At 71.4% G+C, this 12,170-nt stretch carries 7 protein-coding genes and 1 pseudogene; 3 read left to right on the top strand and 5 right to left on the bottom strand.

Features of this window, described 5'->3' with window-relative positions:
* Positions 1 to 31: 31 nt before the first annotated feature.
* Positions 32 to 1,246: pseudogene (locus FL583_RS18640) on the bottom strand (MFS transporter); the annotation flags it as partial.
* A gap of 270 nt (positions 1,247 to 1,516) precedes the next feature.
* Between FL583_RS18640 and FL583_RS18635 the strand changes: the two are divergent.
* A complete protein-coding gene (locus FL583_RS18635) occupies positions 1,517 to 2,743 on the top strand; it encodes a PucR family transcriptional regulator (RefSeq protein WP_142705952.1) in 1,227 nt (408 codons plus the stop codon).
* Here FL583_RS18635 and FL583_RS18630 read toward each other — a convergent pair.
* The 4 genes from FL583_RS18630 to FL583_RS18615 form a co-directional block, all read right to left on the bottom strand.
* Positions 2,713 to 3,210, bottom strand: a complete 498-nt coding sequence (locus tag FL583_RS18630) for a DUF779 domain-containing protein (RefSeq protein WP_142705951.1) — start codon at positions 3,208 to 3,210, stop codon at positions 2,713 to 2,715. The two genes, FL583_RS18635 and FL583_RS18630, sit on opposite strands and share 31 nt — an antisense overlap.
* A gap of 4 nt (positions 3,211 to 3,214) precedes the next feature.
* Positions 3,215 to 4,738, bottom strand: coding sequence for an aldehyde dehydrogenase (adh, locus tag FL583_RS18625; protein WP_142705950.1), 1,524 nt, complete (start codon positions 4,736 to 4,738; stop codon positions 3,215 to 3,217).
* An 88-nt stretch (positions 4,739 to 4,826) separates the two neighbouring features.
* A complete protein-coding gene (locus tag FL583_RS42455; protein WP_142705949.1) occupies positions 4,827 to 6,095 on the bottom strand; it encodes a GAF domain-containing protein in 1,269 nt (422 codons plus the stop codon).
* Positions 6,096 to 6,127: 32 nt separating this feature from the next.
* Entirely contained in the window at positions 6,128 to 8,368 is a 2,241-nt protein-coding gene (locus FL583_RS18615) for a PAS domain-containing hybrid sensor histidine kinase/response regulator (RefSeq protein ID WP_205752252.1), read from the bottom strand.
* A gap of 77 nt (positions 8,369 to 8,445) precedes the next feature.
* Here FL583_RS18615 and FL583_RS18610 point away from each other — a divergent pair, with 77 nt between their 5' ends.
* Positions 8,446 to 10,089, top strand: a complete 1,644-nt coding sequence (locus tag FL583_RS18610) for a bis-aminopropyl spermidine synthase family protein (protein WP_142705947.1) — start codon at positions 8,446 to 8,448, stop codon at positions 10,087 to 10,089.
* Between the two features lie 132 nt (positions 10,090 to 10,221).
* Positions 10,222 to 11,922 (top strand): aa3-type cytochrome oxidase subunit I, encoded by a 1,701-nt coding sequence (gene ctaD, locus FL583_RS18605; RefSeq protein ID WP_476728726.1) that lies wholly within the window; start codon positions 10,222 to 10,224, stop codon positions 11,920 to 11,922.
* Positions 11,923 to 12,170 lie beyond the last annotated feature (248 nt).

Genomic DNA, 12,170 nt, shown 5'->3' with positions numbered 1-12,170 from the left:
CCGCCCCGATCAGCGCGATCCCCAGCACCCCGGACACCTCCCGGGACGCGCTGACCACCGCCGCCGCGACCCCGGCCTTCGCCGTCGGCACGACGTCCAGCACCGCCGACGTCAACGGCGTGGTCAGCGCCGAGCCGACGCCTATCAGCACCAGCCCCGGCACCAGCAGCCCGGCCCGCCCGGCGAACGACACCTCGACCAGCCCCACCGCGACGAGCCCGAGCCCGAGCGCCACCGCCCGGCCCACCCCGAGCCGCCGAGCCACCCCCGGCGACCACGGCACGCTCACCACCAGCGCGACCGCCAACGGCACGAACATCGCCCCGGCCACCGTCGGCGACAGCGCCAGGACGTCCTGCAGGTACAGCGACGTGAAGAAGAAGACCCCGTTGATCCCGAGACCCCAGAGCACCTGAGCCGCCGTCCCGCCGCTGAACACCCGGTTCGCGAACAGCGAGACGTCCACCATCGGCGCCTCGGCCCCGCGCTCGACCAGCACGAACGCGATCGCGCCGACGGCGGCCACCGATCCCGCGACCAGGATGCCCGGGCTTCCGAAGCCGTGCTCGGTGCCCTCGATCAGCGCGTACGTCAGCCCGGTCATCGTCGCGGTGGACGTGAGCAGCCCGGCGACGTCCACCCGGGCCCCGGACGCGCCCGACCGGCCGATCGTCGTCGCTCCGAGCACCATCGTGACCAGCCCGAACGGCACGTTGAGGTAGAAGATCCAACTCCAGTGCCAGTACTCGCTCACCGCGCCACCGACCACCGGCCCGAGGGCCAGCGAGCCCGCGATCGCCGCCGTGAAGATCCCCGCCCCCAGGTGCCGCGAGGACTCCGGGACGTCGGTGGCCAGCACGGCCAGCGCGGACGGCAGCACCAGCGCCGCGCCGATCCCCTGCAGCACCCGCGCCCCGATCAGCACCTCCCCGGAGGTCGCGAGCCCGGCCAGGACCGAGGCGGCGGCGAAGAGCCCGAGCCCGGCCAGGAACAGCCGCCTCCGCCCGTAGAGATCGGTCAGCCGCCCGCCCGCCAACAGCAGCCCGGAGAACGCGAGGATATAGCTCGTGGATATCCATTGGAGGCCACCCACGGTCAGCCCGAGATCCCGTTGCAGCGACGGCAGGGCCACATTGACGACCGTGTTGTCGAGCGACGTGATAAATGCGGCCAGCGCAATTGGCACGAGCACGACACGAGAGGAGTTCGTCACGCGTACCCCTTTCCGCACCGCTGGTTGCGTCATTTTGCCTGGACGATCCGCGCGAAGCGGGCTTTTGCCCAAATATGGCTCGGGAAGCTAATTTCTCCGAGCAGAGCTGTTGACCGGATCGATAAAGCGCTCACCGACCGTATTTGTCGGTGGCGTCGCAAGCTTTGGAAATTCGGAGTACCAACGGTTACCGGCAAACGCCCGGAGTTCTTCGTCGGTTGACAATCGCAACACCTGGTCAATATTCTCAGCCGGTTAGTTATGCATTACTGCCGGTTGTTCCGGGTGGCTGGAGGTACTGCGATGTCGCAGTTGGCCGTACGCCCGGGTTCTTTCGAACCCTGGGGTGGTCTACCGCCCGAACTGGCGGAGCTGATCAAGCCGGAATTCGGCACGCTCGCCGAAGAGATCGTCGAGGCGATCCGGGAGAGCATCCCCGAGTTCGGGCGCTCGATGGGCGAGACGTACGAGTACGTGATCCGGGTTGGCGTCGAGCGGGCGCTCACGCAGTTCGCCGACAAGGTCGGCGACACCAACCTCACCGTCGACGACTGGGACGCCGTCCACCGCAAGCTCGGCTACGGCGAATACCAGCAGGGCCGCAGCCTGGACGCACTGCAGGCGGCCTACCGGCTGGGCGCCCGGGTCGCCTGGCGCCGGCTGGCCGACGCCGGTCTGCGGCTCGACATCCCGGCTCCGGTGCTGTTCACGCTGGGCGAGGCGGTCATCGCCTACGTCGACCAGCTGGCCGCGCTCTCGGTCGAGGGCTACGCCGAGGCCCAGGCGCACGCCGCCGGGGCCCGCGAACGCCGTCGCCGTCAGCTGATGCAGATGCTGCTGGCCGACCCGCCCCCATCGGCCGCGGCCGTGCGTGACCTGGCCAAGTCGGCCCGCTGGACGGTGCCCGACCGGCTGACCGCGGTGGCGCTGGAGCCGCGCGGCGACGATCGCGACCTGACGCTGCCCGACCTGGGCCCGGCCGTGCTGGTCGACCTGGAGGGCGCGGAACCGTGCCTGCTCGTCCCCGAGTCGCAGCTGGAGCGCACCGAGGGCGCGCTGCGCACGGTGCTGCACTCGTCCCGGGCCGCGGTCGGCCTTCCGGTGTCGGTCCCGGACGCCCGCCGGTCGCTGCGCTGGGCCCGGCGCGCGCTGTCGCTGCTGCGCCGCGGCGCGCTCAGCCCGGCCCACGTCGTCCGGTGCGCCGATCATTTGTCGACGTTGATGCTGCTGGCCGACGAGCCCCTCGTCGAAATGTTCGCGGAGCGGCGGCTGGCGCCGTTGCGTCAGCTCACGGTCAAGCAGCAGGTCCGGCTGAGCGAGACGCTGCTGGCCTGGCTGGAGACGCGCGGAGGCGCGCCGGAGGTCGCGTCCCGGCTGCAGGTGCACCCGCAGACCGTGCGGTACCGCCTCCGGCAGCTCGAGGCGCTGTTCGGCGAGCAACTGCACGACCCGGATGCGCGGTTCGAACTCGAATCCGCGCTCCGGGCCGTCGCCAGGCTTCACACGGTCGGGACGCAGACCTCGGCGTAGTCCTCGTCGCTGATCAGCGTCGGGTGCAGCGGGGCGGGCAGGGCCCCGGCGGCTTCGACGTCGGCGCCGGTCAGCGGAGGAGTCTCCGCCAGCGACGCCAGTTCGTCCGACGTGTAGACCCGCCCCCGGGTCAGGAACCGGAGTCCCTCGGGCGACTCCAGGCTGAACCCGGACCCGCGGCCCGGCACCACGTCCAGCACCAGCTGGGTGTGGCGCCAGGCCGCGAACTGGCTGGCCGAGATCCACACCGGGATCGCCCGCGGCTCGCCGCCGGCCGCCTCGGACGGATCCAGGACGCCGAGCAGCACGTCCCGGTCGCCGACGATGAACTCGCCGTCCGGGTAGCACATCGGCGCGGAGCCGTCGCAGCAGCCGCCGGACTGGTGGAACATGACCGGCCCGTGCGCGGACTCGAGCTTGGTGATCAGCTCGGCCGCGCCGGCCGACAGCAGCACTCGGGAGACCATCGGCTCAGAAGAACCCGAGGGCCTTGGGCGAGTACGACACCAGCAGGTTCTTCGTCTGCTGGTAGTGGTCGAGCATCATCCGGTGGTTCTCCCGTCCGACGCCGGACTGCTTGTACCCGCCGAACGCGGCGTGCGCCGGGTACTGGTGGTAGCAGTTCGTCCACACCCGACCGGCCTGGATGTCCCGGCCGGCCCGGTACGCGGTGTTGCCGTTGCGGCTCCACACGCCCGCGCCCAGCCCGTACAGGGTGTCGTTGGCGATCTTGATCGCGTCGTCGTAGCCGTCGAACGACGTCACCGACACGACCGGACCGAAGATCTCCTCCTGGAAGATCCGCATGTCGTTGCGGCCCTCGAAGATCGTCGGCTGGACGTAGTAGCCACCGTTGAGGTCGCCGCCGAGCTCGGCGCGCTCGCCCCCGGTGACGACGCGGGCGCCCTCGCCCTTGCCGATCTGGATGTAGGAGAGGATCTTCTCCAGCTGGTCGTTGCTGGCCTGCGCGCCGACCATCGTCTCGGTGTCGAGCGGGTTGCCCTGCCGGACGGCCTTGGTGCGGATCGCCGCCGCGGACAGGAACTCATCGTAGATCGGCCGCTCGATCAGCGCGCGCGACGGGCAGGTGCAGACTTCGCCCTGGTTGAGCGCGAACATCGTGAAGCCCTCGAGCGCCTTGTCCTGAAAGTCGTCGTTCTCGGCCAGGACGTCGGAGAAGAAGATGTTCGGGCTCTTGCCACCGAGCTCCAGCGTCACCGGGATCAGGTTCTGCGACGCGTACTGCATGATCAGCCGGCCGGTGGTGGTCTCACCGGTGAACGCGATCTTCCGGATCCGCGGGTTGGACGCCAGCGGTTTGCCCGCCTCGGTGCCGAACCCGTTGACGATGTTGACGACGCCCGGCGGGATCAGGTCGGCCAGCAGCTCGGCCAGCACCATGATCGAGGCGGGGGTCTGCTCGGCCGGCTTGATCACGACCGCGTTCCCAGCCGCGAGCGCCGGAGCGAGCTTCCAGACCGCCATCAGGATCGGGAAGTTCCACGGGATGATCTGCCCGACGACGCCCAGCGGCTCGTGGAAGTGGTACGCGACCGTGTCGTCGTCGATCTCCGACAGCGAGCCCTCCTGGGCCCGGATCGCGCCGGCGAAGTACCGGAAGTGGTCGACCGCGAGCGGCAGGTCGGCGGCCAGCGTCTCCCGCACCGGCTTGCCGTTGTCCCAGGTCTCGGCCACCGCGAGCAGCTCGAGGTTGGACTCGATCCGGTCGGCGATCCGGTTGAGCAGCAGCGCACGGTCGGCGACCGACGTCTTGCCCCAGGCCGGAGCGGCCGCGTGGGCGGCGTCCAGTGCCTTCTCGATGTCGTCCGCGGTGCCCCGGGCGATCTCGGTGAACGGCTGGCCGGTCACCGGCGTCGGGTTCTCGAAGTACTGGCCGGACGCGGGCGCGACCCACTCGCCGCCGATGAAGTGTTCGTACCGGGATTTGTAGCTGACGGGACTGCCCTCTTGTCCCGGAGCGGCGTAGACGGCCATCTATGGTCCTCCTCGCAACGGCGTGACGAGCGCCACACCGCGCCCGCCTGCCGCCGACGCTAGGACCGCCGACGTTGCAACGACGTTGCTAGCTCATCCGGCGCTCGAGGCGCTCCAGGTGGGCGAGGATCCGGGCCCGGCGGGGGGAGCCGATCGGCAGGCCCAGCAGGCAGGCCGCCCAGACCTCGACGTCGTCCTGTCCCTCGGCCGTCTCGGCGTACTGGAGTAGCACGTCGACGCCCGCGTGCCGGAGCAGCGCGTGCCGGACCCGCAGCCGCGTCTCCTCCCGGGCCGCGATCACGAACGGCGCGTCCGAGCGGGGCAGGACCGGACCGCGGTAGTGGGCGAGCGCCTGCCGGTGCGCCCCGCGGCGGAGCAGCCGGACGAGCTCGTCCAGGTCGGTCTGGACCGGCGTCGTCAACCGGTACGGACGCGAGGCCAGCACGCCCGGGCCGAGCAGCCGGCGCAGCCGGGACATCTCTGCCCGGATCGTGACCAGCGCCGACTCCCCGTCGGAGAGCGCGACCGCGAGCTGCTCGCCGGTGAGGCCGGCCGGGTTCTGGGCCAGCGCCAGCAGCAGCTCGGTGTGGCGCAGGCTGAGCCGGTGCTCGGTGCCGTTGACCCGGAACCGTCCGCCGTTCGCCTCGCCCAGCACCCGCAGCCGGGCCGGACCGGCCACGGTCATCGTCGGCCGGCGGCGCCGGTCTTCGAGCTGCTGCAGCCGGAGCTGGGCCTCGGCCGCGGCGGCCGCCGCGCGGACGAGCGTCAGGGCCTGGGGTGCGGCGACGTGGTGCCCGCCGGTGACGTCGAGGACGCCCAGCACGCGCCCGGTCGCCGGGTCGTGCACCGGGGCGGCCGAGCAGCTCCAGGCCTGGACCGGCTGGCTGAAGTGCTCGGCGGCGAAGATCTGCACCGGGTGGTCGAGCGCGAGCGCGGTGCCGGGCGCGTTCGTGCCCACGCGCTCCTCGCTCCAGACGCTGCCCTCCACGAACGACATCTCGGCCGCCCGCGCCCGCAGCCCCGGTTCGCCTTCGACCCAGAGCAGCTGCCCGCCGTCGTCGGCCACCGCGACCAGCAGGTCGGCCTCGGCGGCGTCGCTGACCAGCAGTTCGCGAACGACCGGCATCACCGCGGCGAGCGGGTGCTGCTCCCGGTAGGCCAGGACGTCCCGCGGCGGAGCCGCGGCCGGGTCGGAGGGGTCGACGCCGCTGCGCACCGACCGGCGCCAGGACTCCAGGACGACGGGGCGGACCTGCGCGTCTCCGGTGCTGAGGAACGACTCATGGGCGGCGTGCAACTTCCGGCGTAACGCGGACGGGTCCGCGCCGCTGGGCCAGGCGAGCCAGGGGGAGGACATGCACGCACACCTCCGTTGGTGTTCTCCCGACTCTAGGCTGGTGCCAGCACTTCCGCGACCTTCGCGAGAAGACTGCGACGGGTGAACGGTTTCTCGACCAGCGTCACGTCGGCCTCGATCGTGCCCTTCGACGTCAGCAGCGGCTGGGCGAAGCCCGACATGTACAGGACGCGCATCCCCGGCCGCGTCGCCCGCAGCCGTTTCGCCACCTCGTGACCGGACAGGCCGGGCATCGTGACGTCGGTCAGCAGCAGGTCGATCGTCCCCTCGTAGGCGCCGGCCAGCTGGGCCGCCTCGTCGCCGGAGCCGGCCGTGAGCACCGCGTAGCCACCGCGGCCGAGGATGATCTCGATCGACTTCCGCAGGTCGGGCTCGTCGTCGACGACGAGCACGGTCCGGTCCGACCGCTTCTCGACCGCGGCCGCCCTGGGCACCTCGGGCCGGGCCAGCGGGGCCCCGTCGGACGCCGGCAGCAGGATCGTCACCGACGTGCCCCAGCCCGGCCGCGACCGCAGGTACACGGTGCCGGCTGCCTGGGAGACGATCCCGTACACCGACGCCAGCCCCAGCCCGGTGCCCTGACCTTCGGGTTTCGTCGTGTAGAACGGCTCGAACGCGCGCTCGGCGACCTCCGGCGGCATGCCGGTGCCGGTGTCGGTCACCCGCAGCTGCACGTACCGGCCGTCGGTCAGCCCGTACCGCGCGGCCTGGGCCGAGTCGAGCGCCAGGTTCACCGCGTCGATCTGCAGCGTGCCGCCCTTGGGCATCGCGTCCCGGGCGTTCATCGCCAGGTTGACCAGCACCTGCTCGATCCGGCCGGGGTCGGCGGTCACCGGCCACAGCTCGGGATCGCTGGTCGTCGACGTGCGGACATCGGTACCCAGCGTCCCCGACAGCAGCCGGATGACGTCGGCCATGACGTCGTCGAGCCGGAAGACCTGGGGCCGCACCACCTCGCGCCGGCCGAACGCGAGCAGTTGCTTGGTGAGGCGGGAACCGCGCTCGGCGGCCTGCTGCATCTGCTCGACGGCGCGCCGAGCGCCGGCCAGCCGGCCCTCGTCGTCGCCGGTCAGCCGGCCGTTCTGCCGGCCGACCTCGAGTCCGGCCAGGTCTTCCTCGGCGATCGACGCGTGGCTGAGGATGATCGCGAGCACGTTGTTGAAGTCGTGGGCGACGCCGCCGGCCAGCTGGCCGAGGCTGTCGAGGCGCTGCGAGCGCTGCAGCTCGTTCTCCAGCCGGGCGCGTTCGGCCTCGCTCTCCAGCCGCGCGGTGATGTCGTTGACCGTGACCGCGACCAGCAGTCCGTCGTCGGTGAGCAGCGACGACAGCAGGATCTCGGCCGGGAACTCGGAGCCGTCCCGGCGTCGGCCGGTGGCCCGGGTTCCGTCGGGCTCGGCGGCCGCGTGCCGTCCGGTGCCTCCGGTGCCCGACTCGGCCAGCACGGCCGGGCGGGCGTCCGGGAGCACGACCTCGATCGGCCGGCCGACGAGTTCGTCGGCCGGGTAGCCGAACGCGCGCTCGGCCCCGGTGTTCGCCATCCGGATCGCGCCGTCCGCGTCGACGCCGATGATCGCCAGCAGGGTCGCGTTCAGCAGCCAGCGGAACTGGGCCTCGGCCCGCTCGCGGTCGGTCAGGTCGCGGGCCGCGTAGGCGATGCCGACGACCGCGCCGGTCGGCCCGACGATCGGCGACGCGGTGACGCTGACCGCGACCCGTCGTCCGTCGGACCGGACGATCTGCCCCTCGGGGAGGTGGACGGTCTCGCCGTCGGTCACCCGGGCCAGCGCGTCCGCGTGCACCGGCTCGACGACGCTGCCGATCGGGCGTCCGATCATGTCGGCCGCGGTCCAGCCGTAGACGCGCTCGGCCGCGGTGTTCCAGGACGTGACCGTGCCGTCCAGCGACGCGCTGACGATCGGCGTGTGGGCGTGCTCGACGATCGCCGAGAGCCAGCGGAGCCGCTCGACCGCCCGGTTGCGCTGGCCCAGGTCGCGGAACGCCACCGAGACGAGCTGACCGTCGGCGGTGTCCATCGAGGTGACCGAGAGCTCGGCGTGAAACTCCGAGCCGTCCTTGCGGCGGCAGGCCAGCTCACCGGCCAGCTCGCCGAGCTCGGTCGGGTCGCGCAGGAGGTCGTCGAGCGGACGCTGGGCGAGCTCGTCCCACGTGTAGCCGAACAGGTCCTCGGCGCCGGAGTTCGCCAGGGCGATCCGGCCGTGCGGGTCGATCGCCAGGATCGCCTCGGGTAGCTCGGGGACCAGCTGTTCGACCACGCTGACCTCATTCATGCTCGTTTAAGGCAATTGTAGCTTTTTGCCGCGCTGAGCGTAGCTGTGCGAGCCTGACGCGCGTGAGTGCGGACGCGGTGGGGGAGCTGGTTTCGGAGTACGGCGTTCGCGGTCGGGTGATTCGTGAGGTCGTGGTCGCGCTGGCTTCGGGCTCGTGGACGCTCGAGACGTTGGTGCGCGAGTTCGCCGTACCGCGCCGGACGATCGAGGAGGTCCTGGCCGCCGTCGGCGACGATCTGGCGGACGGCTCGTCGCTCCGGGTCCGGTCGGAGGTCTCCGCGGGCTACCGGGAGCGGTTCGGTGCGGCTCAGCTGCGGGCGACCGCGCTCGCCGACCCGCTCGGGCCCGCGCTCGCGTCGGCCGGCGACCTGCTGGCCGCGGTCACCCGGTGGCGCGCGGCCGCGCCGCCGCCCCGGCGCGCGCTCGACCACGTGGCCGCGACCCCGGAGACCGCGGTCCGGCGTGCGCTCTGGCTCGACGCCTCGTTCGACCTCGACGGCGCCCACCTGCTCTGCGTCGGCGACCACGACCTCACCGCGCTGACCACCTGCCTGCTGCGTCCGTCGTCGACGGCGACGGTCGTCGACGTGGACGAGCGGCTGCTCGCGTTCATCGACGGGGCGGCGGAGGCGTCCGGGCTCGCGGTGCGCTGCGTGTTCGGGGACCTGCGGTTCGGGCTGCCGTCGTCGGCGACCGGAGTGGCCGGGCTGGCGTTCACCGACCCGCCGTACACGCCGGACGGGGTGCGGCTGTTCCTCGAACGGGCGATCGAGGGTCTGGACGGTCCGGGCCGGATCCTGCTCGCGTACGGGTTCTCCGAGCGGACGCCGGCCCTCGGGCTCGCCGTCCAGCAGACGTTCGGCGAGCTCGAACTGGTGGTCGAGGCGCAGCTACCGGCGTTCTCGCGGTATCTGGGCGCGCAGGCCGTCGGTAGTGCGTCGGACCTGTACGTCCTGCAACCGACGGCCAAGGCGCGCCGGAGGGGCGCGCGGAGCCGCCCGACGATCTACACGCACGGTGAGCAGTCGGCCGAGGGCGCGGCCGGGGCCGCCCCGGAGGTGGTGGCCGCGCTGATCGCGGCCGCGGCCGGCCCGGAGGGCCTCCCCGTCCTCGGAGTAGCCCCCGACCCGACCGCCTTCGCCACCGCAGCCGGCGGGGGTGGTCCGGTCGGCGGGGGTGGCCCGGGCGGGACCGGCGCGGGGGTGCCGGTCGGGCAGCGGGCTCTCGCGGCCGTCTGGGGCGGAGGGATTCCCGGGCCGGCCCGGAACGGCGCGGTGGCGGTCGACGCGACCGCCGACCCCGGCGCCTGGCTGCTGCGCATCCTCCTCGCGGTGGACGCCCGCCGACTGGCCGTCGCGGTCCCCAACAACCACCCCGACCTGGCCGACGCCGCCGGCCAGCGCGCGCTCGCCGACCTGGTCGCCCCGAAGTGGGCCCTCACGTTCCGGCGCAGCACCCCGAACTCCACGTCCGCGCTGGTCGAAGCGGTGCGGGTGGACGACAACTCGCTCGTCCGCTACCTGCTCGACCGCGCCCACGGCAAGGTCGCCAACGTCTGGCGGGACGGCCTGGCCACGCTCACCGGCCGCCCCCGGCAACCGGTCGCCGAGGCCCCGGCCGGCACCCTGCTCGAGCTCCCGCGCCACCGTCTCGAACCCCTGTTCACCGCGATGACGGAGTCCATGGTCGCGAAGGGGATTAATTAGACACGACGACGCGAGGTAGGCCCCCGCCGTTTCGAACCGGGGAGACGGACTATTCTGCTCGCGAGGCTTGCCAGCCGCGGGCCACCAACAGGCCCAGCGACGCCGATCTGCCAGGAGGGTCCGGCTGTGACCATCGAAGCCGAACGCATCGAACCCGAACCGATCGTGAGCCGGCCCTGGCCGGTCCGCGAGTCGGTCAAGGGCAACGCGTTGGCCCGGATCATCCGGACGACCGACGCGAAGCAAATCGGCATCATGTACCTCATCACGTCGTTCTTTTTCTTCGCCGCGGCCGGCATCATGGCGCTGCTCATGCGCGCCGAGCTCGCCCGCCCCGGTCTGCAGTTCCTGAGCAACGAGCAGTACAACCAGCTCTTCACCATGCACGGCTCGGTGATGCTGCTGCTGTTCGGTACGCCGCTCGGCTTCGCGTTCGCGAACTTCCTGGTCCCGCTGCAGATCGGCGCGCCGGACGTGAGCTTCCCGCGGCTGAACGCGTTCGCCTACTGGGCGTTCGCGTTCGGTGGCCTGATGGTGCTCTCCGGCTTCCTGACGCCGGGCGGAGCGGCCGACTTCGGCTGGTTCGCCTACGCGCCGCTGAACTCCGAGATCAACTCGCCGGGCGCCGGTGCCGACCTCTGGATCGTCGGCTTCGCGCTCTCCGGCCTGGGCACGATCCTCGGTGCGGTCAACATCATCACGACGATCCTGACCATGCGCGCGCCCGGCATGACGATGTTCCGGATGCCGATCTTCACCTGGAACATGCTGGTCACCAGCCTCCTGGTGCTGATGGTCTTCCCGATCCTCACCGCGGCGTTCTTCGGCCTGCTGGCCGACCGGCATCTCGGGGCGCACGTCTACGACGCCGATACCGGCGGGCCGATCCTCTGGCAGCACCTGTTCTGGTTCTTCGGCCATCCAGAGGTCTATATCCTCGCTCTACCCTTCTTCGGCATCATCACCGAGATCATCCCGGTGTTCAGCCGGAAGCCGCTGTTCGGCTACAAGGGCCTGGTGGGCGCGACGGTCGCGATCGCGGCGCTGTCGATGACCGTGTGGGCGCACCACATGTTCGTCACCGGCGCGGTGCTGCTGCCGTTCTTCAGCTTCCTGAGCTACCTGATCGCGGTGCCGACCGGCATGAAGTTCTTCAACTGGATCGGCACGATGTGGCGCGGCCAGCTGACGTTCGAGACGCCGATGCTGTTCGCGGTCGGCTTCCTGGTGACGTTCCTCTTCGGCGGCCTCACCGGTGTTCTGCTGGCCAGCCCGCCGGTGGACTTCCACGTCTCGGACAGCTACTTCGTCGTCGCGCACTTCCACTACGTGCTGTTCGGCACGATCGTGTTCGCCGCGTTCGGCGGGATCTACTTCTGGTTCCCGAAGATGACCGGCCGGATGCTCGACGAGCGCCTCGGCAAGCTGCACTTCTGGCTGACGTTCATCGGGTTCCACACGACGTTCCTGGTGCAGCACTGGCTCGGTAACGAGGGCATGCCCCGCCGGTACGCCGACTACCTGCCGACCGACGGCTTCACGACGCTGAACACGATCTCGACGATCGGTGCGTTCATCCTCGGCATCTCCACGCTGCCGATCCTGTGGAACATCTGGAAGTCGTACAAGCTCGGCCGGGTCGTGAACGTCGACGACCCGTGGGGGTACGGCGGGTCGCTGGAGTGGGCCACGTCCTGCCCGCCGCCCCGGCACAACTTCCTCGAGCTGCCCCGGATCCGCTCCGAGCGCCCGGCCTTCGACGTCAAGTTCCCCCACCTGGCCCCCTGGGCCACCGAGGTCGAACAGAACAAGCAGCCGTCCATCTCGTCCTGACGCACCGCGCGCCAGCGACGCACCGCGCGGGAGCGGCCGCCTCCATCCGGAGGCGGCCGCTCCCGCGTTGTACGGCCGCTTCCTTTTCGGACGCTTCCCGACCAGCAACAAATCGTAGTTTCCAGGCCCTCGAAACTACAATTTGTTGCTGGCCGCAGGTCGTCCGAAAGGGCGCACGGGGACGCGGCCGGAGCGGTGCCGTGGGTCACACGCGAGGCACCGGGTACCCGGCCTCGGGCGTCGGCGTC

The organism is Cryptosporangium phraense (genome assembly GCF_006912135.1).
In the GTDB taxonomy this organism is placed as follows: Bacteria; Actinomycetota; Actinomycetes; order Mycobacteriales; family Cryptosporangiaceae; genus Cryptosporangium; species Cryptosporangium phraense.
Note: the sequence above shows the minus strand (reverse complement) of the source record. Positions and strands in the feature narration are given on the sequence as shown.